The organism is Altibacter lentus, from assembly GCF_000746845.1.
GTDB lineage: Bacteria > Bacteroidota > Bacteroidia > Flavobacteriales > Flavobacteriaceae > Altibacter > Altibacter lentus.
Genome location: NZ_KN050846.1, coordinates 2973063 through 2997751, shown reverse-complemented (window position 1 = coordinate 2997751; position 24689 = coordinate 2973063). Strand labels below are relative to the sequence as shown.

Genomic DNA, 24689 nt, shown 5'->3' with positions numbered 1-24689 from the left:
CGAAGAATCCAGAGAATCCTCACTGCGTTCGGAATGACAGTTGGCATGTCATTCAGAGCAAAGCGAAGAATCCAATCAACGCTTCTCGATACAATGCGCTTGCAGCGCATCACTCGAAGTGACAATCCATCCTACAACCGCCCGTCGATGGTCTCTTTAGGCAAAAAGCTCTTCACATCGAATACCACGGCGTTTTCGGCCTTATAGTCTGCCAGTGAAAGCCCGCGGAACTTCTCGTGCGCCACCGTTAGGATGATGGCATCGTAGCTGCGCTCCAATTGGGACACATCGGTATGCAGTGTGATCCCGAATTCCTGTGCCACCTCATCGGCATTGGCCCAGGGATCGTAGACATCGATATTGAGATTGTACTTCTCCAGTTCACTGATCACATCGATCACCTTGCTGTTGCGAATATCGGGGCAGTTCTCCTTAAAGGTGATCCCAAGGATAAGCACCTTCCCGTTCTTCACCTTTACATCCTTCCGTATCATCAGTTTCACCACCTCATGGGCCACATAAGCGCCCATACCGTCGTTCATACGGCGTCCGGCCAGTATGATCTCCGGGTTATAGCCTTCTTCTTCCGCCTTTTGAGCCAGGTAATAGGGATCCACTCCAATACAGTGTCCTCCTACCAGACCCGGGGAGAACTTCAAAAAGTTCCATTTGGTCCCTGCTGCTTCCAGCACGGCCTGTGTATCGATATCCAGCAATCTAAAGATCTTGGAGAGTTCGTTCACAAAAGCGATGTTGATATCCCGCTGTGAGTTCTCTATGACCTTGGCTGCTTCCGCTACTTTGATGGAGGGAGCGAGATGCGTCCCTGCCGTGATCACGGAGCCGTATAGTCCATCGATATAGTGTGCGACCTTGGGGGTCGACCCGGAGGTGACCTTAAGGATCTTGGTCACTGTATGTTCTTTATCTCCCGGATTGATGCGTTCGGGCGAATACCCGGCATAGAAATGTGTGTTGAAGGTAAGTCCGGACACCTGTTCCAGTATGGGTACACAGGTCTCTTCGGTGACACCCGGATAGACGGTTGATTCGTAGATGACGATATTCCCTTCTGAAAGGACGTTCCCAACAGTTTCGCTGGCCTTGATGAGAGGGGTAAGCACGGGCTGATTGTATTTGTTGGTGGGTGTAGGCACGGTAACGATATAGATGTCTGCATCTGCCATGGCTTCCGCTTGATGACTGATGCGCAATCCCGTGCTCGCCGTACCCTGCAGTACCTTTTGCAAGTGGGGTGTCTCCACTTCCAGCGTATGGTCGGTACCTAATTGAAGCTCGGCAATACGTTTCTCATTGATATCGAAACCGATCACGCGATACTTTTCAGCAAAGGCTACCGCCAGGGGTAAGCCCACATATCCAAGTCCGATGATCGCAATGGTAGGTTGTTCTTTCATAGTTCGTTCCGCCGAAACGGGGTTTATAACGGTTATTTAAAAACGGAGACCCAAAGGTAATATATATCGCGCTTTAGGCTCCAGTTTTCAATGTATTGTTTATTGATGGCCACCTTATCCGGCCAGATCACCCGGTCATTATAATCAATTGGGTGCTCCTGTCGTGCCAGCAACTGGTCTTCGTCCCTGTATTTTAGTGTCGCAGGACCTGTGATCCCGGGACGTACCGTAAGAATGATACGGTCTTCCCCTTCCAGCCGATCGGCATAGCCTGCCACATCAGGCCGCGGCCCTACCAGGCTCATATCGCCTTTCAGCACATTGAAGAGCTGGGGGAGTTCATCCAACTTGCTTTTCCGAAGCCATCGTCCAAAACGAGTCTCACTTTGTTGTATGGCATAAATGTCAATATGGTATCGGCCCTTTAACGAGCGTATCTTATACAATGGGAAAAGGACACCGTCCTTCCCTACCCGTTGCTGAACGAACAGCCCCGGGGCACCCGTACTTATACGGGCCATACCAAGCAGCAAAATTAAAGGAATTATCACAAACGGCAGTACCAGAATGGAAATAGATAGATCGAACGTACGTTTTAGAAGCAACTGTCCTTTTGTGAGTGGCTGTAGGGTCATGATGCATTATTAAGAATGCGATGCAAGGCTACTGCTTGCGTTTAAAATACTGCTGAATGCGCTGTCGCAAAGTAGGTTTTCGGTCGTCTTCGTGATATCCGTTACCATAGCCTCCGTAGCCGTAGCCATACCCGTAACCGTAGCCATACCCATAGCCGTAGCCATACCCGTATTTTGCCTTGTCCTCGAAGAAGTTCATCACAAAACTGATGTTGGTGATCTCGCCTCGCTTGTACTTCTCATTTATCATTGCGAACATACCTCGCTTGGTGTAGTTCTGACGCACCATATAGAGCGTCGCATCGGCAAATTTGGATAGCGCCAGGGAGTCGGAAACCAGCCCCAGTGGAGGCGAATCCAGAATGATATAGTCGTAGGTTTCTTTCAGGGTTTCGATAAGTTCCACCATACGGTCGCTCATAAGGAGCTCGGATGGGTTTGGCGGAATGGGCCCCGAGGTGATCACATCCAGATGCGGTACCTGTGTCTTTTGAATGATACTATCAAGATCGCTGTCGTCAATGAGGTAGTTCACCACACCGCGGCTGTTGTCGATATTGAAATCGCCAAAGATCTTAGGTTTCCGAAGGTCTAGCCCAATAAGGATGGTTTTCCGTTCGCTTAAGGCAAATACCGAAGCAATGTTAATGGAGCAGAAGGTCTTCCCTTCCCCACTCACCGAGGAGGTGACCAGTACGGTCTTGGACCCTGTGAGCCCTTGTTTCTTATAGATGAACTGCAAGCTGGAACGCAATGCCCGGAAGGATTCGGAGATCGCCGATTTGGGCTTCTCTATCACCGCCAGGTTGTTCTCCAACCTGCTTTTACCGATCACGCCCAGTATAGGGATTTTAGAAAGCCGCTCGATATCCTTGACGGTATGGATCTTCGTATCGAAAAAGACCCGTAAGAAAACTAAAACAAACGGTAGGAGGAATCCGAAGAAAGCCGCCATCAAATAATTTAACTGCGTATTGGGACCTACCTTCCCTCCGCCCGTATCTTTCGCCCGGTCAATAACAAGTACATCACTCACATTGGCTGCCTTTACCAGTCCCGCCTCACTACGTTTGGCCAGGAACAGGTTGTAAGCCCCCTGGCTCAGGTTATACCGTCGTTCTATCTTTAATAGTTCCTGTTGTTCCTTCGGAAGTTTTCGGATCTCGTATTCATATTGCCCTATCTGCTGATCGAGGGATTGTAGTTCGCGTCGCTTCAGCCCTTTGGTGGAGAGGATATTCTCCAGCAACACCGACTTCACCGCATTGATCTGCCGGTCGATGTCTGCAAAGATGGGCGCTCCTTCCTTATAGGAGTACTGGAGCTTGTTTCGGTCTTCGGCAAGTGCCACGATACGTCCCACGCCGGAAACGATACTACTTTCAGAAATTCCGGCTACCGAGGGTGCCGGCACATTGCTGTAATCCGACCTGTTGATGAGGTATTCCTCCAGCGTCTCATAATAACTCAATTCCTTTTCGATGGCTTCTTTACGAAGATCAAGAGCGTTCAATTTATTATTGATCTCCTGTCCTTCCACACTTAAGTCGAAAATGGCGTTCTTATCCTTATAACGGTTCAATTCCTCCTCTACATCGCTCAGCTCTTCTCCCTTGATCGCAAGGCTGCTGTCAATAAATTTGATGGTCTTGGTAGCAAAGAGATTCTTCCGCTCCAGCATATCTTCGCTTAGCACTTCTACCGAAGTATTGAGGTAATCGACTAACTTGGTCTTGTTAAGACCTGTTAGCCGCAAGTTAAGCACCGAAGAGTTTTGGGATTCCGGTTGTACGCTAATACCGAGGTATTGCTTCACCGTGCCGTCAAAATTAGAGAAACGTATGTAATAGGGTTTTCCCGGTACCACGGTCATCTCCGGATTGGGATAAAGGGTGATCCCCACAAAAGGCAGATCGATCTTTTGACCCAGCTGATAATCTCTGGAGAAGTCCTGGGCCTCCATATAGACAGAAGAAAATTCCCGTGTACTGTAATTTTGTAGTTGTTTTGAACCGGCATCGAACTTTCTGCTTAAGCTAAAGTTCACCGAATCCTTGAAGACGATGGTGAGTTGTCTTCCTATAAGCTGTGGATGGGTGGTGTCCACTTCCACCACGAAGGGGGTTTGTCCGTAGGCATCCACCTGCTGGTATTCCCCGTCCTTCAAATAGGTAAGATAGTACCGGAGTCTGTCGACCACCTTCTCATTGTGCGACCGGGATTTCAAGGTAATTACTGCTGTATTCACCTTGTCGGTGGTCCCACCCCAGTTAAAGGTAAGGCTGGTGTTGGTGGTAAAGAAAGGGTTTTGATCGTCCTTGATGGAGATCATATTGCTCATCTGATAGACGGGTAGTTTGCGTACATTGATATAATAAGCGATCCCGAAACAGATGGCCAGTGAGATAAGGAACAAAGGCCAGTAGCTAAGAAGCTTGACCAAGAACCCTTTAAAGTCGAAGGTGGTGGAGACTTCCTGTATTTCGAATTCTTCGCTCATCTATAGTCGGATAAATAAAAGGATCACCGTGGTAAGGGCGGTGACCACACTTAAAATAGTGGTAAAAGACTGTAAGCCGGTGGTGCCGGTACCGATCGCCTTTTGAGGTAACGGATTGATTAAAATAAGGTCGTTCGGTTTTATCTGGTAATACGGTGAATGCATCGCATTGATGTTGGTAAGATCGATATGATGGACCTTTTGCCCTGCCGGGTACTGACGGATCACGATCACATCGGTAAGATCGCCAGTGATAGGCACCCCGCCACTGTTCGCGATGGCTTCCATAATCGTCACCTCATCCCTGTAAATGATATTGGAGCCGGAGCCGTTGATCTCGCCGGCAATGGTATAGCGTATCCCTGAAAGTTTTACCGTTACAAACACATTGGCCTCAGCCTTGAAGTAATCCCGTAACAAGCGCGCCTCAATATCTTTTCGAACTTCTTCCACGGTATGCCCCAGTACATTGATCTCTCCCAGAATAGGCACCCGAATATTCCCGTGAGGGTCTACCACAAAGCCATCGTAGTAAAGACGTTGCTCTCCTGTGGCATTGGCGTTGGTCTCACCCACCGGATTGAAAATATCCACCAGTTCCGGGTCCAGTGCCTTTACCCGAATGCTCAACAGATCATTGACCTGCAACCGATACGGTTCCTGTTTCTTTTGGATGGTGATAAGGCTATCCATTTGCGCGTCTTCCTGAAGGTAGGTGAGTTGTTTGGTCGATATACAGGAAGAAAGACATACCACAGCAAGCAATAGCAATAACAGGAAGGTAGATCTCATAGAAGGCAGGGTTGTAAGTGAACAAATATAACGCAACCAAATTAATAATAAAACATATTTTACGGGAAGTGATTAAAAACACTTTATTTTGCAAAAAAGTATCCCTGTGAACTACCTTTCAGTAGAAAATATTGCCAAATCGTATGGAGAGCGTGTTCTCTTCGAAGACCTTTCCTTTGGAATCAATGCCGGACAAAAGATAGGTTTTGTCGCCAAGAATGGAACCGGAAAGACCTCACTGCTCAATATCTTATCGGGTGCCGATGCCCCGGATACCGGATCGGTGATCTACAGAAAGAACCTGAAGGTCTCATTCCTGTCGCAGGAACCCGATCTCGATGGACGACTCACGGTGGAAGAGACCATCTTCGCATCAGACAATCCCATACTGAAGATCATCTCCAACTACGAAAAAGCGCTTGAAAACCCAACCGATACGGAAGCCTATCAGAAAGCCTTCGATACCATGGAAGCGCATCATGCCTGGGACTTTGAAACCCGTTATAAGCAGATCCTCTTTAAACTGAAGCTGGAAGACCTCTCTCAAAAGGTGGCCAATCTAAGCGGCGGACAAAAGAAGCGTCTGGCGTTGGCCAACGCGCTACTCACCCAACCCGACCTACTGGTCATGGATGAGCCAACCAACCATTTGGACCTGGAAATGATCGAATGGCTGGAACAACTCTTTGCCAAAGAGAACTTCACCCTCTTTATGGTCACCCACGACCGGTATTTCCTGGAACGGGTGTGTAATGAGATCGTAGAACTGGATGAAGGCAAATTGTATAGTTACAAAGGCAACTACAGCTATTATCTGGAGAAAAGAGACGCCCGTATCGAAGCACAGGCCAGTGAGACCGAAAAGGCGAAACAACTGTACAAATCGGAATTGGATTGGATGCGCCGGCAACCCAAGGCCCGAACCACCAAAAGCAAATCGCGCATCGACGATTTCCACGAGATCAAGGCACGTGCCAACCAACGCCGTAACGATCATGAAGTGCAGCTCGAACTGAACATGGAACGCCTGGGCACCAAAGTGGTGGAATTGCACAAAGTTTCTAAATCGTATGAAGACAAGGTGCTGCTGGACAAACTGGATTATAATTTCCTTCGCGGGGAACGTCTGGGGATCATTGGAAAGAACGGAACCGGAAAATCCACCTTCCTCAATATCATCACCGGAAGCGTACAACCCGATGCCGGAAAAGTGGTCATTGGAGATACGGTAAAATTCGGGTACTACACCCAAAAAGGGATCCACATTAAGGAAGGACAAAAAGTGATCGATGTGGTTCGTGAGTTTGGCGATTACATCCCTTTAAAAAAAGGACGACAGATCTCTGCACAACAACTGCTGGAACGTTTTCTCTTCGACCGAAAGAAACAATACGACTATGTTGAAAAGCTAAGCGGTGGGGAGCGAAAGCGATTGTATCTGTGCACGGTGCTTATAAAGAATCCTAATTTCCTTATCCTGGATGAGCCTACCAACGACCTTGACATCGTAACGCTCAATGTACTGGAAAGCTTTCTGCTGGACTTTCCGGGCTGTCTGCTGGTAGTGTCGCACGATCGTTATTTCATGGATAAGATCGTTGACCATCTGTTTGTGTTTCGCGGTGAGGGAGAAGTACAGGACTTTCCCGGAAATTACTCCGATTTCAGAGCGTATGAGGATAGTAGTATTGCTGAAAAGCGAGCCGATACGACCACACCGTCCAAACCAAAAACAAACTGGAAGGCACAAAACGACAAAGTAAAACTAAGCTATAACGAACAGAAAGAATATCAGAAACTGGAAAAGGAGATCGCAAAGCTGGAAATAGCGCGCGAAGAACTACAAAACAAATTTGCCACCGAAGGATGGGACGGGGAAGAGATCGATGCACAATCCCGCAAGTTGCAGGAGATCATGGACACCATTGAAGCCAAGACCGAACGATGGTTCGAACTCTCTGCGAAGTTGGACGAGTAAGGATTGGCTATTGGATTGTGGGGGACAAGAGTTGGAGAGTGCGTATTGAGATGTGCATAATTTCCCCTAAAATCATCTCAAACGAACCCAACTGTTAAAAATCTATTACTTCGGCTTTACTTCGGCTTTACTTCGGCTTTACTTCGGGTATACTTCGGCTTTACTTCGGGTATACTTCGGGTTTAGGTCTGCTGACATATAAAATTACCCCGTATTTTTTCACGATAAGCGATGCAACCCCTCCCAACTCACCAAGAAAAAATGCTTTCAACTTTCAATTTTTACCTTTTACTTTGCGAGGTGCTTCATCAATTAATATCCTTTCTATCGTTCTTGCTTCGTTCTACGAACCGGCATGGGGTGCACTCCCCTTTTGTGTATGCATTGGTGACCCGCTGCTTTTACGACAAGACCCCCTATCCCGAATACAAACATTTGCAAAGCTATCGGCAGCAGCTACTCGCTTCAAAAGAAACCCTAACCGTGACCGATCATGGTAGTGGCTCTCGTATCTTCCGATCTAATGAACGAACGGTAGCGGCGATCGCGCGGCATGCAGGCATTACACCAAAGCGACAGCGGCTTTTATTTCGTTTGGTTCAGTACCAACAGCCCCAACGCATGCTGGAATTGGGCACCTCTCTGGGGCTGGGCACCCTTGCCCTGGCACTGGGGAATCCTTCGTCAGAAATACAATCCATAGAAGGATGCCCGGCAACGGCACGATTCGCTCGTGAAGCACTACAAAGGGCAGGATGTAAGAATGCTTCGGTGCATTCGGAAGTCTTTGAGCACTTTTTTGCGGAAAAAGCTCAGGGAACCTTCGATCTGGTATATATAGACGGAAGTCACAGTAAAGAACAGACGCTTCAGAATTTCCAACAATTGCTTCTCTATAAAAATGAGGACACGCTCTTTATCTTTGATGATATCTACTTGAATACATCCATGACCGAAGCCTGGCGTGAGATCGTTCGACATCCCGAAGTGACCGTGAGCATCGATACCTTTCAATGGGGGCTGGTCTTTTTCCGAAGCGGTCAAAAAAAAGAACATTTCAGTATTCGATTGTAACAACAAGGAGCCCCTTGCGTCTTATGGTAAAATTGTATCTTGCAAACGAATTCTAAAACGACAGTCAGCGCATGAGTTTAGTCATAAAAATCAGGAACATCACACGGGATTTTCCATTAGGACAGGAAATAGTAAAGGTGTTGAAAGGCATCGATCTTGACATAGAACGCGGTGAATACGTGGCCCTCATGGGACCTTCGGGATCGGGAAAGTCTACCTTGATGAACCTGTTGGGCTGTCTGGATACGCCAACCTCGGGTACCTACGAACTCAATGGCCGGGACGTTAGCAACATGACCGATGACGAGCTGGCCGAGATACGCAATAAAGAGATTGGTTTTGTCTTCCAAACTTTTAACCTGTTACCCCGCACCACTGCTTTGGAAAATGTGGCGCTTCCGCAGATCTATGCCGGAATCTCCAAAAGCGACCGCACCAAACGTGCCGAACAAGTACTCACCGATGTGGGGCTGGCGGATCGCATGGACCACAAACCCAATCAGTTGTCCGGTGGTCAGCGCCAACGTGTCGCAGTAGGTCGAGCCCTGGTGAACAAACCGTCCATTATTCTGGCGGATGAACCTACCGGAAACCTTGACTCCAAAACATCGCTAGAGATCATGAACCTGTTTGATGAGATCCACAAAGCCGGTAATACGGTGATCATCGTTACGCACGAAGAAGATATCGCACAACACGCCCATCGTGTGATTCGTTTAAGGGATGGTATGGTTGAAACCGATGTTCGTACAAAGGGGTTAGTTAAGAGTTAGAAAAACTCCTTCATAACGAACCGGTTACACACGTGCTTTTTCAGAAACACACAATTTATGATTTGAACGACAGATAGCGTATCTTTGACTATGAAATTCTTCGACCTGTCCAATCCAATTTTTATCATTGTCCTCTTGCTGGTGGTGTTCGTGCTATTGATCTTTTGGAACCGAAGGAATACCCAGAAGCAACGCAACAGGAGAAGTCGAAGCTTTCGTTCGGGCTATTTAGAAAAGAAAAAGGAGAAGGAATGAGTGGGGCGTGGCTTCTTTTGGCAGTCTTTATAGGGGCTGTATTTGTAGCACATACCAACAGGAAGACATCAAAGCGACTACAGAATTTCGACACTAAAAAACAAACTGACCATGAAGATCTACACGAAGACAGGGGATGAAGGAACCACTGCCTTATTTGGCGGGACACGGGTTCCGAAACACCACATACGAATTGACAGCTATGGAACGGTAGACGAATTGAATTCCTACCTGGGCCTTATTCGCGATCAGGCCATCGACACACATTACAAAGAGATCCTGATCAAAATACAAGACAGACTCTTTACCGCCGGAGCGATCCTCGCCACCGATCCGGACAAAGCCGTAATGAAATCGGGAAAAGAGCGCCTTAACATCCCCAAGATCTCTGAAGCAAATATTACCTTACTGGAAACCGAGATGGACCAAATGAATGACAGCCTGCCGCCTATGACCCATTTTGTGCTGCCCGGAGGCCACACAACCGTGTCATATTGTCACATAGCACGCTGTGTATGCCGCAGGGCGGAGCGTTTGGCAACCCTGCTCCATGCCGAATCGCCCATCGATGCACAGGTATTGAAGTATCTTAATCGGCTTTCCGATTATCTTTTTGTACTGGCACGGAAATTGACTTATGACCTGCAAGCAGAAGAGATAAAGTGGGTACCCGAAAAATTATAACCGGTATCCGGACAGCTCTAATCAAACACTTGATAAACAGATTTTTACGCACGTTCTTTAAAATATAGCAGAAATAATTGCGATTTTCCTTGACTTTTTGATCTAAAAAATTATTTTTGCACAAAATTAAAACCCTAAGTGCTATGTACTGGACATTAGAATTAGCATCCTATTTAAGTGATGCACCTTGGCCGGCAACGAAAGATGAGCTTATTGACTACGCCATTAGAACAGGAGCGCCTCTTGAAGTGGTGGAGAACCTTCAGGCTATTGAAGACGAAGGAGATTCTTACGATTCTATCGAAGAAATTTGGCCGGACTACCCCACAGACGAAGATTATCTGTGGAACGAAGATGAATATTAACAACACCGGTGTTTTTGCGAACACCCTAACAATAAATTATTAATAAAAAAGTCTCGTAACGAGGCTTTTTTTTTGCTTGCATACGAACAATTAAAATCAAAAGAACTGCTTGCCAGTATGGTTTTTTTACAGTTTTTTTGTATACTCATTAGTGGCCCTTGCGCCACGTGCCATAAGCAATAGTTACAACAACAGATCATGGGATTACTAGACAGTGTATTAAAAGTTTTTGTAGGAGATAAATCAAAAAAAGATATTAGCGATATACAGCCGTATGTCGATAAGGTTAAGAAATACGAAGCTTCTCTTGAGAAACTAACGCTTGATGAACTTCGAGCCAAGAGCGATGCCTTCCGGCAGAAGATAAAGGAAGATCAAAAGGAGATCCAGCTACAGATCGACCAGCTTCAAATGGAAGCGGAAGCCATGGAAGATATCGATAAGAAAGAAGATATCTACAACCAGATCGATGCGTTGAAGAACGATCGCTACGAGATCGAAAAAAAGACATTGGACGAGATCCTTCCCGAAGCTTTTGCCGTAGTTAAGGAAACCGCCAAACGCTTTAAGGACAACCCAACTCTTACCGTAACGGCCAGCCCTTTTGACCGTGAGCTTTCAGGCCTAAAGGACTATGTTACCCTCGACGGGGATAAAGCCATCTGGAACAATTCATGGGATGCCGCCGGAAAAGAAGTGACCTGGGATATGGTCCATTACGACGTTCAGTTAATAGGTGGTGTTGCCTTACATCAAGGTAAAGTAGCCGAAATGCAGACCGGGGAAGGAAAGACATTGGTCGCCACCCTACCCGTATACCTCAATGCCTTGGCCGGAAACGGTGTACACCTGGTAACCGTGAACGACTACCTTGCAAAACGAGACAGCGCCTGGATGGCCCCTATCTTTGAATTCCACGGACTGAGCGTGGACTGTATCGATTACCACAGACCCAACTCTGAAGCACGACGTAAAGCGTATAATGCAGATATTACCTACGGAACCAACAACGAGTTTGGTTTTGATTACCTTCGGGACAACATGGCCCATGCGCCACTGGACCTGGTACAGCGACCCCACCACTATGCCATTGTCGATGAGGTGGATTCTGTATTAATTGACGATGCCCGTACCCCACTCATCATCTCTGGTCCGGTACCCCAGGGAGACCGACATGAGTTCAACGAACTAAAGCCTAAGATCGAACAGATCGTAGAAGTACAGCGTAAATACCTTACCGGGGTGCTGGCCGAGGCCAAACGTCTTTTAAAAGAAGGCGACACCAAGGAAGGTGGTTTCCAGTTGCTTCGGGTGTACCGCGGTTTACCAAAGAATAAGGCATTGATCAAATTTCTTTCCGAAGAAGGTATAAAACAGATCCTTCAGAAGACAGAGAACCAATACATGCAAGACAACAACCGGGAGATGCCCAAGGTAGATGCCGAGTTGTATTTTGTGATCGAAGAGAAGAACAACCAGATCGAATTGACCGATAAGGGAGTGGATTTCCTTTCGGGTAAAGACAACCCCGATTTCTTTGTAATGCCGGAAGTAGGTATCGAGATCGCAAAGATCGAAGCCAAAGAACTCCCCCCGGAACAGGAAGCAGAAGAAAAGGAAGAGCTCTTCCGAGAATTTGGTGTAAAGAGCGAGCGTATTCATACGCTTAACCAGCTATTGAAAGCCTATACCCTCTTTGAAAAAGATACCCAGTACGTGGTAATGGAAAACAAGGTCATGATCGTTGACGAGCAAACGGGACGTATCATGGACGGTCGCCGATACAGCGACGGACTGCATCAAGCGATTGAAGCCAAGGAGAATGTGAAGATCGAGGCCGTTACACAAACTTTCGCTACCATCACCCTTCAAAATTACTTTAGAATGTACCGCAAACTGGCAGGGATGACAGGTACGGCAGTGACCGAAGCCGGAGAGTTGTGGGAGATCTACAAACTGGATGTGGTCGAGATCCCCACCAACCGCCCTATTGCCCGTCATGACCGGGAAGATAAGATCTATAAGACAAAACGAGAAAAATACAATGCGGTGATCGACGAAGTGACCGATCTTTCAAAGGCCGGACGCCCTGTATTGATCGGTACTACTTCGGTAGAGATCTCTGAACTTTTAAGCAGGATGTTAAGCATTCGGAATATTCCACACAATGTCTTAAACGCAAAACTTCACAAGAAAGAGGCCGACATCGTTGCAGAAGCCGGAAAGAGTGGTATGGTAACTATCGCTACCAATATGGCAGGACGTGGTACGGATATCAAGCTTTCGGAAGAAGTGAAAAAAGCCGGAGGCTTGGCCATTGTAGGTACCGAACGCCACGATTCCCGACGAGTCGACAGACAGTTACGCGGACGAAGCGGACGACAAGGAGATCCCGGAAGTTCACAGTTCTACGTTTCGCTGGAGGATAATCTAATGCGTCTCTTTGGAAGTGAACGTATTGCGAAGATGATGGACCGAATGGGCTTGAAAGAAGGCGAAGTGATCCAACACTCTATGATCTCCAAATCTATTGAGCGTGCCCAAAAGAAAGTAGAAGAGAACAACTTTGGTATCCGAAAAAGATTGCTGGAATACGATGATGTAATGAACGCACAGCGTGAAGTGGTCTACAAACGCAGATATCACGCTCTTTTTGGTGAACGACTGCGGGTGGATATCGCTAATATGATCTACGATACTTCGGAAGTGATCGCAGAAACGAACAAACTGGCGCAGGATTATAAGAACTTTGAATTTGAGTTGATCCGTTATTTCTCTATGAGTTCTCCTGTTTCCGAAGCAGAATTCGAGAAATGGGATGTGAAGCAGATCGCCGGAACCATCTACAAAGCAGCCTATAAGCACTATCAGGAAAAAATGACCCGTAGCGCAGAGACGGCCTTTCCCGTGATCAAGAATGTGTATGAGACACAAAAGGACAAATACAAGCGAATTCTTGTTCCATTCACAGACGGTATTAAAACCTTAAATGTCGCCACCGACCTTGAGAAGGCGTATGAGACCGAAGGAAAGCAGCTCATCAATGATTTTGAAAAGAACATCACTTTAGCGATCATCGATGACGCCTGGAAGACGCACCTTCGCAAAATGGACGAATTGAAACAATCTGTACAGTTGGCGGTGCACGAACAGAAAGACCCTTTATTGATCTATAAATTCGAAGCTTTTGAGTTGTTCAAAGCGATGATAGAGAAGGTGAACAAAGAAGTGATCTCGTTCCTCTTCAAGGGAGAACTGCCACAGGAGAATCAACAGCAGATCCAGGAAGCCCGTGAAGTAAGATCCAAAGAAAAGCTAAGCGAGCAAAAAGAAGAGATCCCTAATATGGACGAACGGGCAGCACAGTCTCGCTCCGCCGGAAATACACAACGCCAGCAAATTACCGAAACTATTGTACGCGACCGTCCCAAGATTGGACGTAATGACAAAGTGACGATAAAACATGTTATGAGCGGTGAGAACAAAACAATGAAGTACAAACAGGCCATTCCCCTTCTAGATAAGGGCGATTGGGTGTTAGTAGATGAATAGCCTTTTGTTTAATAACAGCAATACCCCCTTAACAATAGTTACGGGGGTTTTTTTTGACCTCCCATCCACTGTTCCATCCCATTAAAAGTATACATTTGTATGGCTAGGTCATAAGGCAGATCACCATAAAAATGCTACATTTATAAAAAAAGTGATGTTATTTTTTCGTTTTTTTTGGCTCTTTATCCTTTTCTGTGTCACCTTATCGGCGCAGACCAGCAAAGATTTTAGTGACATGCTATCCGATGGACAGCAGGTTCTCTTCTCACAGCCCCAACAGTCCGTAAAGATCGCTCAGCATGTCATTCAAAATTCAGAAAGCGCCCCTGAGATCATTCAGGCACATCTTCTTAGTGGTAGAGCATACTATGTTACGGGCGAATTCGAAAAGATGGTAACGTCCACCCTGGAAGCTAAAAAACTGGCAGAAGCCACAAAGAACGTAGAGCAGCAATTGGAGATCAATGCCTTTGGTATTTACGCACTCAACCTATTTGGACTGGACCTGGCTGCCGAGAAGTACTTTGAGTTTACTGAAGCGATTTTGACTTCAGAAGACAAACAGACATTTACAAACTATCTGCAAGGCGGAAAAGCCTTACTTCTTGCCCATGATCTTATTGAGCAAGAAAACTATACCGAAGCGCTTTCCCGTTTATCTCTGGCAAAAGGCTTTTTTGAAAAGATCCCCAATCTGCCGTTGGTGAACCAAACACAAATCTTGCTTACCGAAGTATACGCAAAGGCGTTGCCTCCGTATACGGCGTTCGAACAATTGAACGAAGTACTCGGCCATGCTGATGATGCCTATCCCAATGATTTTCAAAAAATGATCGTTCTGCACCAGTTGGGGGAAGTTCATTTTATAAAAAAAGAATATTCCCAAGCAATTGAAAGTTTGGAGCAAGCGCTTTTCATTTCAAAAAAACTACCCAACAAACGCTATAGATATGCAATTGTAGAAAGCCTTGCGATCAATTATATGGCTCTTGAGGATTCCGACAATTTTTATTCCTTTAAAGAGACAGCTGCCATACTTTCCAACGAAGTGGAAACCGATGAAGACAACGCAGTAAACTCTGTATTCAATTACACCAATGCCAACCACGCCGGAAAAAGGGATCTTGTAGCATCGAATCACCAACGAAATCTGGTAATTGTAGCTGGCGTACTCCTCTTGATTTTGCTTACGTGGGGCACTTTAAAAGTAAGATATCGTTACAGAACCGATCAATATCAGAAATTTTTAGACTATTTCGAGAATCGGGAGAAACGTAAAGAGCAGAACGAAGAACCAAAGAAAGAACCTTCCAAGAGCACCAATATCCCCAAAGAAACCGAGCAAATGCTCATAGAGAAATTAGCTCAGTTTGAAAACTCTGTTCATTTTACGAAACAGGATATGTCACTGGCACTTTTGGCCTCGCAGTTCGATACGAATACAAAATACCTTTCAGAAGTCATTAATACGCATAAAGATAAAAACTTCAACAGTTATATAAACGAGTTGCGTATTAATTATATCATTGATAAACTAAAGCACAACAGCACCTATCTGCACTATAAAATAAGTTATTTGGCTGAAGAGAGCGGCTTTTCATCCCATAGCAGTTTTGCCACCGTTTTTAAGTCGGTGACAGGAATACCTCCTACGGTATTCATTGATCTGCTGAACGCCCAGCAACATTCATCAGACTCCCGAAAAGCATATGAAACTGTCTAATTATATCCCTATATCCTTTTGCCTGCTCTACCTATGCATGAGTGTTTCAGGATTTTCCCAAAAACAAGCGGACAGTCTTTTAACCATGGCGAATAAACTCGTGTATGAGAATCCGGACAAGGCCATTGAAATCGCATCGGGTGTATTAGAGCATAAAGAAACTCCTGTAAAATATAAGATAAGCGCCTTGCTTTCCCTCTCTACCTCCTATTCGTCCAAAAGAGATTATGAGAAGTCGTTGGAATATGTGCTTCTGGTTACGGATTATTTGTCCGAAATAAAAGACGACAAACAAAAGATGAACATCCTGAACCGGATCGGGGGACAGTATCAGGACCTGAAAATTTATGACAAAGCTATCGACTATCTGGATGAAGCATTGGTATTGATAGAAAGTTATCCGCGACAAGACTCCATACAAACCTATTTAGGATATAACGCTATTCTACGAGGGTTTATATATCGGGAGCAGATGAGTTGTGAGATTGCGTTGAAATATTTTGACAAAGCTATCGAAGCCTACCAGCAAACACTTTCCAATCCAATTATGAACGCCAACGTAAGCATTTGTTACTACAACCAGGGTAATTGTTTGTTATCATTGGACAACATGGAGGCGGCTGAAACCAGTTACGTTAAATCCATCATCCACGCCGATAGGATCGATGCTCCCAGTCTTATAGCATTCGCTGAAAAAGGACTGGCTGAAATAAAGACACGTGAAGGGAAGTATCCGGAAGCCATTATTATTTTAAACGGGGCCTTAGATAAAGCAGAACATGTTGGAGATCTCATCTTAAACCGGGGGTTGTATGAAGGACTCTCCAATAATTACCTAGCGCTTAATGACTGGGAGAATTACACCCTCTTTCGAGATAAGTATTTGACCCTTCAAAAAGAAACCAAGATCTCAGAGCGAAAGTCCATCAATCAATCACTCTGGAATATCACCGAAGAGCGAGCCGATGAAATCGAACAATTGCATCGATGGTATACCCCTTTGGAAATTTTACTAATCTGTTTGACCATCCTATCTTTTATTTTCCTCATCCGATTTATCATCAGATCGGAACGTAGTCTCAAAAACTTAGAAAACAAGCTAAAAAACAATTAAATCCGGTTTTCGGCACCGTATTTCGCACTTCAATAGAATTACGTTACTACCCCCTGTTTTACAGTTATTTACATATTTTTTTGTCTTTTAAAATTCGTGAATTCTAAAAGGTCTCTTCTTTTTATATAGACATTTCACACCTACATTGCGTCACATTAAATTACTAAGCAGTCTTCCTCACGGTCTGATTAAAATGCTTAGAAGAACTTACAATTAATTAAAAACTATTACAATGAAAAAAACTATGTTACTCACGCTTTTTGCTTGTGTCGTTGGCACAGGTAGTTTATTTGCCCAATTCGTGGTAAAGCCGACCTTTTTTGAAACCACCGGCGTTTCCAATGACGGATTGATCGTTGGTTATGAAGCACAGGGCGGTTCTTATTCCATTTGGGATGCTGACAACGACACGTTCACTCCCATAGGAGGCGTCGCTCCCGGCCTGGGTCATGGAGGCTCAGCGAAATTCTCGGAAGATGGTAATTTTATTACTGGTGCCATAATGGACACTTATCAAGGGAACGATTATTCCGTGATGGCAGTGTACGATGTCACCACCGAAACTTGGACACCACTTGGACATTTGAACCAGCCCGTGGATGCAGGTTTGAGCAGTGCTTATAACATTTCAGGCGATGGTTCTACAGTAGTGGGAAGTGCCTGGGTAACCCCTAATCCAAATAACACGGGACTAACAACCAATGCTTGTGTGTGGACAGCCGCAGACGGTATCGTAAACCTGGGAAGCCTCTATGCCGATATCAACCGCGGAACCCGGGCGCAGGCAGCAAATATTGACGGAAGTATCGTCGTAGGGTGGCAAGATTACAACGGTCCCTGGAAATCGGCTGTATGGCGAAAAGATGCTAATGGCGATTACTTACCTAATGAATATCTTCTTCTTGATCCAAATGGTGATCCAACCGATGAAAACAATCAACTAAGTGAAGCTACCGCAATCTCTGCCGATGGCAATTGGATTGGAGGACGCAGTGATTGGGTTACAAACGGAGAACCATGGATTTGGAGTGAATCGACCGGGGTCATTATGTTGGGAACGCTTGCCGCTAACGGACAAGGACACGTTACCGCTATCAATCATGATGCATCTATTGTAATTGGATACTTTCAAATTGGTCCGTGGGATCCGAATGTTCCCTTCGTATGGACTCCAAACGGAGGCCTGCAGGATTTTAACAGCTTTGTTACAAATACTTTAGGATATGATATGGGTGCCAGCCCTGTCTATGCTCCTAATGCCATGTCTCCCAATGGTGAATTCATAACCGGTTGGGGATATGATCCCACTATTGGGCCTTGGGGAGATCTTTTCACCTTCCGTTTACAGTTGCCGGCAACGCCAATAAATGATAGCTGTCAGAACGCCCCGGAATTAACCTGTGGCGATGTAGTAACCAATTCTACCATTTTTGGAACCGACTCCGGAGGAAACGGTTCGCCGGATGTATATTATTCCTATACCGGGAACGGAACACCGGAATTCATAACCTTGAATGCGTGTAGCCCGAATACAAATTTCCCAACGACCATACGAGTATTTTCAGATTGTTCCTTAAGCAATCAACTCGCCTTTAATGACAGTTCTTGTGAGAATCAACCCAATTTGATGTTTGAATCGGACGGGGTTTCTACTTACTATATCATGGTAGAAGGATATTCCAGTTCTCATGCGGGTAGTTTTGAGTTGGCAATAACATGTAGTTTTAATATTGTGAATGACGAATGCCAAGGTGCTCTTCCGGTTGCCTGTGGTGAAACAATTACCGGAACAACCGAATTTGCTACAGATTCTATTGGTGAAGCATCGAATGATGTTTATTATTCCTACGAAGGAACAGGAACACCAGAGCATGTTACAATTTCTCTGTGCGGATCGGGAACTACCTTCGACTCATTCATACGCGTATTCTCTGATTGCTCAGGTACCGAGATCGCAGTGAACAATGATTATTGTGGTGACCAATCCCAACTTACATTTGAATCGGATGGGTTTAGTACTTATTACATCATGATCGAAGGAAATGGAACTGCATTTGGAAACTTCATAATGGATATTTCGTGTGAAGCTGTATTAGACGTAGCAGAGAATGCCCTTAGCGCTACGATTCTGTATCCTAATCCGGTACAGGAACGCCTTCAGTTCTCTTCACAAGTTGAGATCGATACTGCGACAGTTTACAGTATTACAGGAGTTGAAATAACTACACAAACAGTAGGCACTATGAAAGGAGAATTAGACTTTTCAGCTTATGCAAGTGGTGTTTACTTTGTGAAGCTAAATTCCGGTGAAAACTTTGAAACCTTCCGAATTATTAAGCAGTAGCTAGTTAGTAATTTTTTTCAGGAAAAACCTCTGGAATTTTTTTCAGAGGTTTTTTTATTTTTCAGAATAAAGCTACCCATATCTTTTTAGTATCTTCGGGATGATTCAATCTAACTGTTCATGAAAAAAATTACGATCGAACTAAAATGGGCTTTTATCTTTACCATTATGGCCTTGGTCTGGATGCTGCTCGAAAAAACATTAGGATGGCATGATGAGAACATTGCCGATCATTACTGGCTCACCTTACTCTTCCTTCCTTTTGCTGCCCTTATGTATGTGCTGGAGATGCGCGAAAAACGCCGACGCTATTACAACAAGGTGATAAGCTGGAAACAAGCCTTTTTTAGTGGTGTAGTCATGGCGGTCTTCGTTGCCCTGCTTTCTCCTTTGGGACAATATATTACACACAACTACATCACTCCGGAATACTTCAATAATGTGATAGACTATTCAGTGACCAATAAAACCATGACCCTAAAAGCCGCCAATGAATATTTCAATATCACTAATTACATGATGCAATCGGCGATAGGAGCTTTGGTTGGAGGTATTGTGATCTCGGCGATCGCTGCTTTTTTTATGAAGCGGAAAGAACCCTTACCCTCCTGAAATGAACGTACGCTTCAGAAAAGGGATCTGCACTAAAAACAATACCAAAAAACCAATAGCGTAAGTAACCGTTTTTGAAAGTTCGAGCGTTGGAACAGAAAATTCAATATTGGATAATTTGACCCACTCCCAGCGGTCGAACAACGAAATTCCTTCCGAAGGGAAAAAGAACAGTATCAGGATACACGCTGCGACCATAAAACCCAAAAGAACCCATACCGGCTTAGCGATAAGGGGGCGATACACGGTTTTGGCAGCTGCGTTCTTGGCAACAGCGGTCATGACCCGTTGCGAAAAATCAAGAGAAGGTTTTAACAGACCCGCTTCCTGCACGCTCTTCTTTATAAATGCTTCTTCTGCTTTAGATTGCTTGTCCATTGTATTTCGTTATTTCGGGAATTACAAATTGTTTTAGTAAGGTATATAATTTTTTTCGGCTTCGGAAAAGTTTGATCTTCACATTATCCTCTGTAAGCGATGTGATCGCAGCTATTTCTTTCACCGATTGCGCTTCAAAATAATAGAACGTGATGATCGCCGCTTCCTCTTCCGGTAATTTCATGATGGCCTCCTGAATGATCTCACTGCGTTCCTTTGCTTCCAGATAGTGCAAGGCGTTCTCTACCAAAACAGCATCTCCTTCGGTGGCTTCCTCCACCAGTTGCGTGGTTCGCTTTCGTTGCTGCTGCCTTAGCCGGTCCAGTGCTTTTCTGTACGCAATACTGTACAACCAACTCGAGAATTTTGACTCCCCACGAAAGCTTGCTAAGGACTCGAACGCCTTGATAAAACTATCCTGCGCGACCTCTTCTGCTTCCTCCCTGTTCTTGACCATACGCAAAGTGATAGTGTAAATAAAGTCCTGATACCGTTCCACCAATACACCAAAGGCCTGCGTGTCGCCTTGCATCGTCTTTTCGATGTAATATTGGTCAGTGGTAAGGTTCATTTACAGATAAGACGCCGGAAGAATAGGTTTGGTTACAGGAATCCTTCAGAAATAAAAAAACACGAAATATGTAACCGAGCGGATAGTAAAGCCGTCTTACTTAAAAAAACGAACAGAACCAATAACCCTCTGCGGCAATCGCAGAACAAAAAAACAAAAGTATGGGATCAGAAGTTATTGTAATACCAATTATTTTCGGAGTGCTCTTCGGAATCTATTATTTATTCATTTCAGCAAGGAACCGAGAACGTCTTGCCTTGATCGAGAAAGGAGCGGACGCCTCTATTTTTTACGGAAAGGACCGCAAGGTGACCCCTATTTGGAAGGTCATCATTATCAATCTTGCTTTGCTTAGCATGGGGATTGGCCTGGGAATCTTTATTGCGGCAATTCTTAACACCCACTTAGGTGTGGAGGAAGAGGTCGCTTATCCGGGTACTATTTTCTTTATGGCAGGTGTTGGACTCTTTAGCGGGTTCTATCTCACCAAGAAACTGAACAGTGACGCTTAAGAACGTTTGTATTTAGTTGAAGGAGCCATCTTGAATGTTGTTTAGACAACCTCAGGGTGGCTTTTTTTATGAAGAAGAGTGAATTGTTTACAAGTAGGAATGGACGGGCCATACCCTTTATTGCATCTTTACGTTACTGTAAGTCGCATTGATAGTAACCGTTTTGGAAGCCGTATTCGATTTATTAAACCCCTTTACCAATACCCTGTCATTGTTCTTGGAACTTTTAAGCTGAAGTGATTTTGGATAGAGCAACGTAGATTTCTTACCATTATATAAAAATGAGAACGGACTGGAGGGGAGATCCAAGGTAGCATCGGTATTTTCTAAAACGATATTAAGGCTTGAGAAATCATTAGAAACCGCTTTAATAAGTAAGTTCCCGAAAGATCCCGAGAGATTGGCGTTATTAAAGACCGTATTGATAATTACATTACTTGAATTTGCATTTAAATGAATGTCTTCCACCAGATTGAGACTGCACTTATCCACAAATTTTAATTGTAAGACACCATCCTTCCAGTTCCCAACAGTTACCGGTGCATACGCAGCGCTGATGAGGGTCTTCCCCCCATCAACACTGGTTGCGGTAAACGGTGAATAGTTAAGCGTTGCTTTAATATTATAAGCATCGGCCATTTTAATCTCTCCATGACGAACATTGATCTCGGTCTTGGCGTTCTTCGGCATACGAATGATGATGGTCTTATTCGATTTTAAGGCTTTCGATTTAAAATTGCCGTCACTCTGTATAATGATCGACTTCCCATTGGGGCTGGTGATCACTTGCTTACTGAAATTACCTCCTTGTTCTTCGTGGTGTTTCTCTAGCTCTTCGGCCCATTTCTCCATTTCCTCGCCAAATTTCTCGCCCCATACTTCCATGCGCTTTCCAAAATTCTCACCCCACGCCTCCATCTTCTGTTCCCACGCTTCGCTAATACTGTCTCCGTGCTTCTCATTCCATTGCATGGCGAAGTTTTCACCCCAAGCTTCCATTTTCTTCTCAAAATCCTTTCCGAAGCGCTTCTCTATCTCTTTTTCCCATTTCTTCATATATCCTTCTTCATCTTTTTGAAATGCCTCATAATCGAATTGGAGGTCACCCATGCCCTTCATCACATCGTCCGGTAAAGGCGGCATTTTAAACTCCAGCATTAGCGGCATGTTCTCCATCATGGGTCCCAGGAATTCCAGTTCCTTTAAAGCGTCCATTCCCGACAGCGATTCCATACCCCGCCATTCCATTGTGGTTCCGGCATTAGATGTGATCACCACTTTTTTACTATTGCCCAGAATGTCGAACTTCCAATCTTTAAAAATCTTTTCCCGTTCTTTTTCTGAAAGCTTTTCACCATCTACAAAGGCTTCTACCTCTACCTTATCCTTATTCCAGGTCTCGAAGATGACATTGGTATGTGACGTATTAACAGTTACCAGTACATCATCACTTACACTGAAGGTTTCTACGTGCTTGGATTGTGCGAAGGTCATCACACCTATACCAAGACATACGAGGAAACTTATATTATGTTTCAATTGGTTTAAATTCTTCATTGTTTTGATTTTTTAGTTCTTTTAATTTGTTTTTAAGTTTGAACAGCAATTCCAAACGTAATTTCAAATTATCGATCAAAGCGGTGATGGTTGCCTCCGTTGGGCCCACTTCGTTCAATTCGGTGTTAAGAAGGGTGTATTCGGCATCCAGTTCACTTAAACGCTGCATATACCCGTCAATAAGTTCTTTGTTCTCATCGCCGGTGCGAAGAGAGGCTAATTGCATATTGATCCCGGTGAGATAATAGTTTTCTACCTTCTTCAAATCGGGAGAAATATCTCCTAAGGTCATCTGTGCCACGGCTTCTTTGTTTACATTCGCTGTCTCTACAGAGGTTTCGGCCATGGGGGCTGTTCCCTCGCCATTCCATTGCTGGTAGGTAAAGAAGCCTATTCCGAAGCAAACCACAACCATAGCTGCAATCTTTAACCAGAAAAAAGTTTCATTCTTCCCCTTACTTCCTGGCGTTTCTTCTTCCACAAAAGCTGTATCCAGCCTAGCTTCAAATCGCTCTTTGTGGCGTTTTGGCAGGACGGGGCCTTTAGGACGCTGCTCTTGCATCAATTTTCTAATATCCTGTGCCATAGTTTAAATGCTTTAATTGTTCTTTTAACTGTGTTTTTCCCCTATGGAGATTGGTGCGAGACGCGCTTTCTGAAATATCGAGAATTTCAGCGATCTCCTGATGGTCGTATCCTTCCAAAAGATATAATTGTACCACGGTTCGATAATTTTCCGGAAGCTTCTCAATAGCCTGCAGCACTTCTTCATAGGTTGTTTCGTCTGCCACCTGCCACCCTGTTTCCTCTTCTGTGATGCTCATTACCTCTTCGTTGATGGCATACATTTGCATCTTTCGTGCTTTAATACTGTCTAAGCAAGTATTGATCACGATCCTCTTTAACCAGGCACCAAAGGTGACGTCCCCTTTGTACTGGTGTAATTTCTGAAACGCTTTAATAAACGCTTCTTGCATGGCATCTTCTGCCGCTGCAGTGTCGCGTAAATACCGGTGTGCTACGATAAACATGCCGTCGCAGTATTGCTCATAGAGTTTAAGTTGCGCCTTGCGATTGCGTTGTTTACATTGCTCAACAAGTAATGAATTCGACAAACTTGATGGTTTTTTTGGTTGCTGTTCGGACTAAAGACGATTGATTTTTTTTCGCGTTGCAACTATTAACGAAATTTTAGCTTAAAATACTTATAAAGTAATTAGAAGCGTACTGAAATTGCACTATATTTGATTAATCACTTGCATGTATGGAAAAGAAATACGCTGACTTTAATAAACTTAACCGCCTTCTCGTAGCGAGCTTCGAAGCCGAGAAATTGTACTATAATGCTGCTCAGGATGCTCAAACGACCGAGTTAAAGCGATTTTTGAACTATATGGCCGTCGAACGAAACAGGATGAGTCATGATATTTCCAATGAATTACATTCCAGAGATATTGAACCTTTAAAAGAAGACGCCGATAAAGGTAATATAGACCGTACCTGGCACGAGATCAAGGACGCATTAGAACACTTCAATGCCGAAATAATCATCAATCAATGCATTGCGCGTGATAAGAACAACATTAAGCGCTATCAAGAATTGATCGACAACAATGCTTTACCGGAACCCATCATTGCGATGTTGGAAAAACAAAAAAAGCAACTCACATGGTATGCGAAACAGGCAGAACAGCACAAAGTAAATCCTTTTAAAAAGGAAGCTGCCACAAGAGAAGAAGCCATTACCGAAAAAGAGGACGCACCTGAGGCAGAGGAAAAAAAAAATAATGACTCCGGAAAAATAATTAATTTAAAAGCGATGTAAAAAAAGCCCTGTTCTCACAGGGCTTTT

The 24689-nt window shown here is 44.7% G+C and carries 22 protein-coding genes; 13 read left to right on the top strand and 9 right to left on the bottom strand.

Going from position 1 to position 24689, the window contains the following annotated elements:
• Positions 1 to 131: 131 nt before the first annotated feature.
• Genes JS40_RS13975 through JS40_RS13960 form a run of 4 tightly spaced genes read right to left on the bottom strand, consistent with a single transcriptional unit; the run spans position 132 to position 5345 of the window.
• Positions 132 to 1418, bottom strand: a complete 1287-nt coding sequence (locus tag JS40_RS13975) for a nucleotide sugar dehydrogenase (RefSeq protein ID WP_034261546.1) — start codon at positions 1416 to 1418, stop codon at positions 132 to 134.
• A 32-nt stretch (positions 1419 to 1450) separates the two neighbouring features.
• Positions 1451 to 2053 carry a sugar transferase gene (locus JS40_RS13970; RefSeq protein ID WP_034261544.1) on the bottom strand — a complete coding sequence of 201 codons (603 nt, stop codon included), beginning with the start codon at positions 2051 to 2053 and terminating at the stop codon, positions 1451 to 1453.
• Between the two features lie 28 nt (positions 2054 to 2081).
• Complete coding sequence (locus JS40_RS13965; protein WP_034261542.1) at positions 2082 to 4553, bottom strand: GumC family protein; 2472 nt, start codon at positions 4551 to 4553, stop codon at positions 2082 to 2084.
• Positions 4554 to 5345: a polysaccharide biosynthesis/export family protein gene (locus JS40_RS13960; RefSeq protein WP_034261540.1), complete on the bottom strand. Its 792-nt coding sequence runs from the start codon at positions 5343 to 5345 to the stop codon at positions 4554 to 4556.
• Positions 5346 to 5451: 106 nt separating this feature from the next.
• Between JS40_RS13960 and JS40_RS13955 the strand changes: the two genes are divergently transcribed.
• The 11 genes from JS40_RS13955 (at position 5452) to JS40_RS13910 (ending at position 19819) form a co-directional block, all read left to right on the top strand.
• Positions 5452 to 7323, top strand: coding sequence for an ABC-F family ATP-binding cassette domain-containing protein (locus JS40_RS13955; protein WP_034262578.1), 1872 nt, complete (start codon positions 5452 to 5454; stop codon positions 7321 to 7323).
• Between the two features lie 261 nt (positions 7324 to 7584).
• The gene (locus tag JS40_RS13950) at positions 7585 to 8397 is read left to right on the top strand and encodes a class I SAM-dependent methyltransferase (protein ID WP_051957688.1); all 813 of its coding nucleotides are present in this window, start codon (positions 7585 to 7587) and stop codon (positions 8395 to 8397) included.
• A gap of 71 nt (positions 8398 to 8468) precedes the next feature.
• Positions 8469 to 9170 carry an ABC transporter ATP-binding protein gene (locus tag JS40_RS13945; protein WP_034261538.1) on the top strand — a complete coding sequence of 234 codons (702 nt, stop codon included), beginning with the start codon at positions 8469 to 8471 and terminating at the stop codon, positions 9168 to 9170.
• A 90-nt stretch (positions 9171 to 9260) separates the two neighbouring features.
• The gene (locus tag JS40_RS15495; protein ID WP_160172979.1) at positions 9261 to 9425 is read left to right on the top strand and encodes a hypothetical protein; all 165 of its coding nucleotides are present in this window, start codon (positions 9261 to 9263) and stop codon (positions 9423 to 9425) included.
• 111 nt (positions 9426 to 9536) lie between these two features.
• Complete coding sequence (locus tag JS40_RS13940) at positions 9537 to 10109, top strand: cob(I)yrinic acid a,c-diamide adenosyltransferase (RefSeq protein WP_034261536.1); 573 nt, start codon at positions 9537 to 9539, stop codon at positions 10107 to 10109.
• Positions 10110 to 10252: 143 nt separating this feature from the next.
• The gene (locus JS40_RS13935; protein WP_008272287.1) at positions 10253 to 10474 is read left to right on the top strand and encodes a DUF2795 domain-containing protein; all 222 of its coding nucleotides are present in this window, start codon (positions 10253 to 10255) and stop codon (positions 10472 to 10474) included.
• A 198-nt stretch (positions 10475 to 10672) separates the two neighbouring features.
• Positions 10673 to 14026, top strand: coding sequence for a preprotein translocase subunit SecA (secA, locus tag JS40_RS13930; protein WP_034261532.1), 3354 nt, complete (start codon positions 10673 to 10675; stop codon positions 14024 to 14026).
• 154 nt (positions 14027 to 14180) lie between these two features.
• Entirely contained in the window at positions 14181 to 15749 is a 1569-nt protein-coding gene (locus JS40_RS13925; RefSeq protein WP_034261530.1) for a helix-turn-helix domain-containing protein, read from the top strand.
• 85 nt (positions 15750 to 15834) lie between these two features.
• A complete protein-coding gene (locus JS40_RS13920; RefSeq protein ID WP_160172978.1) occupies positions 15835 to 16863 on the top strand; it encodes a tetratricopeptide repeat protein in 1029 nt (342 codons plus the stop codon).
• Positions 16864 to 17095: 232 nt separating this feature from the next.
• A complete protein-coding gene (locus tag JS40_RS13915; protein WP_034261526.1) occupies positions 17096 to 19207 on the top strand; it encodes a T9SS type A sorting domain-containing protein in 2112 nt (703 codons plus the stop codon).
• Between the two features lie 120 nt (positions 19208 to 19327).
• Positions 19328 to 19819 (top strand): DUF4199 domain-containing protein, encoded by a 492-nt coding sequence (locus JS40_RS13910; protein WP_034261524.1) that lies wholly within the window; start codon positions 19328 to 19330, stop codon positions 19817 to 19819.
• Here the strand turns inward: JS40_RS13910 and JS40_RS13905 are convergent.
• Both JS40_RS13905 and JS40_RS13900 read right to left on the bottom strand, forming a co-directional pair.
• Positions 19808 to 20197 carry a hypothetical protein gene (locus JS40_RS13905; RefSeq protein ID WP_034261522.1) on the bottom strand — a complete coding sequence of 130 codons (390 nt, stop codon included), beginning with the start codon at positions 20195 to 20197 and terminating at the stop codon, positions 19808 to 19810. The genes JS40_RS13910 and JS40_RS13905 overlap by 12 nt on opposite strands.
• On the bottom strand, positions 20181 to 20768 hold the full coding sequence (locus JS40_RS13900; protein WP_034261520.1) for an RNA polymerase sigma factor: 588 nt from the start codon (positions 20766 to 20768) through the stop codon (positions 20181 to 20183). Before JS40_RS13900 ends, JS40_RS13905 begins: the two co-directional genes overlap by 17 nt.
• Positions 20769 to 20929: 161 nt before the next feature.
• On the opposite strand from JS40_RS13900, the gene JS40_RS13895 reads away from it, so the two are divergent.
• On the top strand, positions 20930 to 21280 hold the full coding sequence (locus tag JS40_RS13895; RefSeq protein ID WP_034261518.1) for a DUF6249 domain-containing protein: 351 nt from the start codon (positions 20930 to 20932) through the stop codon (positions 21278 to 21280).
• A gap of 117 nt (positions 21281 to 21397) precedes the next feature.
• Here JS40_RS13895 and JS40_RS13890 read toward each other — a convergent pair whose 3' ends face one another.
• The 3 genes from JS40_RS13890 to JS40_RS13880 are packed head-to-tail and all read right to left on the bottom strand — an operon-like array spanning position 21398 to position 23952.
• Entirely contained in the window at positions 21398 to 22837 is a 1440-nt protein-coding gene (locus JS40_RS13890) for a YggN family protein (protein ID WP_034261516.1), read from the bottom strand.
• Entirely contained in the window at positions 22809 to 23423 is a 615-nt protein-coding gene (locus JS40_RS13885; RefSeq protein WP_034261514.1) for a hypothetical protein, read from the bottom strand. Before JS40_RS13885 ends, JS40_RS13890 begins: the two co-directional genes overlap by 29 nt.
• Positions 23407 to 23952 carry an RNA polymerase sigma factor gene (locus tag JS40_RS13880; RefSeq protein WP_034261512.1) on the bottom strand — a complete coding sequence of 182 codons (546 nt, stop codon included), beginning with the start codon at positions 23950 to 23952 and terminating at the stop codon, positions 23407 to 23409. Before JS40_RS13880 ends, JS40_RS13885 begins: the two co-directional genes overlap by 17 nt.
• Before the next feature lie 149 nt (positions 23953 to 24101).
• Between JS40_RS13880 and JS40_RS14930 the strand changes: the two genes are divergently transcribed.
• Complete coding sequence (locus tag JS40_RS14930; protein WP_051957618.1) at positions 24102 to 24662, top strand: DUF2383 domain-containing protein; 561 nt, start codon at positions 24102 to 24104, stop codon at positions 24660 to 24662.
• Positions 24663 to 24689 lie beyond the last annotated feature (27 nt).

Excerpts from the sequence above, each read along its gene's own strand:
- JS40_RS13940 (WP_034261536.1), top strand. The coding sequence starts at position 9,537 with ATGAAGATCTACACGAAGACAGGGGATGAAGGAACCACTGCCTTATTT.
- JS40_RS15495 (WP_160172979.1), top strand. The coding sequence starts at position 9,261 with ATGAAATTCTTCGACCTGTCCAATCCAATTTTTATCATTGTCCTCTTG.
- JS40_RS13965 (WP_034261542.1), bottom strand. The coding sequence starts at position 4,553 with ATGAGCGAAGAATTCGAAATACAGGAAGTCTCCACCACCTTCGACTTT.
- JS40_RS13900 (WP_034261520.1), bottom strand. The coding sequence starts at position 20,768 with ATGAACCTTACCACTGACCAATATTACATCGAAAAGACGATGCAAGGC.
- JS40_RS14930 (WP_051957618.1), top strand. The coding sequence starts at position 24,102 with ATGGAAAAGAAATACGCTGACTTTAATAAACTTAACCGCCTTCTCGTA.
- JS40_RS13920 (WP_160172978.1), top strand. The coding sequence starts at position 15,835 with ATGGCGAATAAACTCGTGTATGAGAATCCGGACAAGGCCATTGAAATC.
- JS40_RS13885 (WP_034261514.1), bottom strand. The coding sequence starts at position 23,423 with ATGGCACAGGATATTAGAAAATTGATGCAAGAGCAGCGTCCTAAAGGC.
- JS40_RS13970 (WP_034261544.1), bottom strand. The coding sequence starts at position 2,053 with ATGACCCTACAGCCACTCACAAAAGGACAGTTGCTTCTAAAACGTACG.
- JS40_RS13935 (WP_008272287.1), top strand. The coding sequence starts at position 10,253 with ATGTACTGGACATTAGAATTAGCATCCTATTTAAGTGATGCACCTTGG.
- JS40_RS13890 (WP_034261516.1), bottom strand. The coding sequence starts at position 22,837 with ATGAAGAATTTAAACCAATTGAAACATAATATAAGTTTCCTCGTATGT.
- JS40_RS13975 (WP_034261546.1), bottom strand. The coding sequence starts at position 1,418 with ATGAAAGAACAACCTACCATTGCGATCATCGGACTTGGATATGTGGGC.
- JS40_RS13945 (WP_034261538.1), top strand. The coding sequence starts at position 8,469 with ATGAGTTTAGTCATAAAAATCAGGAACATCACACGGGATTTTCCATTA.
- JS40_RS13925 (WP_034261530.1), top strand. The coding sequence starts at position 14,181 with ATGTTATTTTTTCGTTTTTTTTGGCTCTTTATCCTTTTCTGTGTCACC.
- JS40_RS13905 (WP_034261522.1), bottom strand. The coding sequence starts at position 20,197 with ATGGACAAGCAATCTAAAGCAGAAGAAGCATTTATAAAGAAGAGCGTG.
- JS40_RS13910 (WP_034261524.1), top strand. The coding sequence starts at position 19,328 with ATGAAAAAAATTACGATCGAACTAAAATGGGCTTTTATCTTTACCATT.
- JS40_RS13915 (WP_034261526.1), top strand. The coding sequence starts at position 17,096 with ATGAAAAAAACTATGTTACTCACGCTTTTTGCTTGTGTCGTTGGCACA.
- secA (WP_034261532.1), top strand. The coding sequence starts at position 10,673 with ATGGGATTACTAGACAGTGTATTAAAAGTTTTTGTAGGAGATAAATCA.
- JS40_RS13895 (WP_034261518.1), top strand. The coding sequence starts at position 20,930 with ATGGGATCAGAAGTTATTGTAATACCAATTATTTTCGGAGTGCTCTTC.
- JS40_RS13950 (WP_051957688.1), top strand. The coding sequence starts at position 7,585 with ATGCTTTCAACTTTCAATTTTTACCTTTTACTTTGCGAGGTGCTTCAT.
- JS40_RS13960 (WP_034261540.1), bottom strand. The coding sequence starts at position 5,345 with ATGAGATCTACCTTCCTGTTATTGCTATTGCTTGCTGTGGTATGTCTT.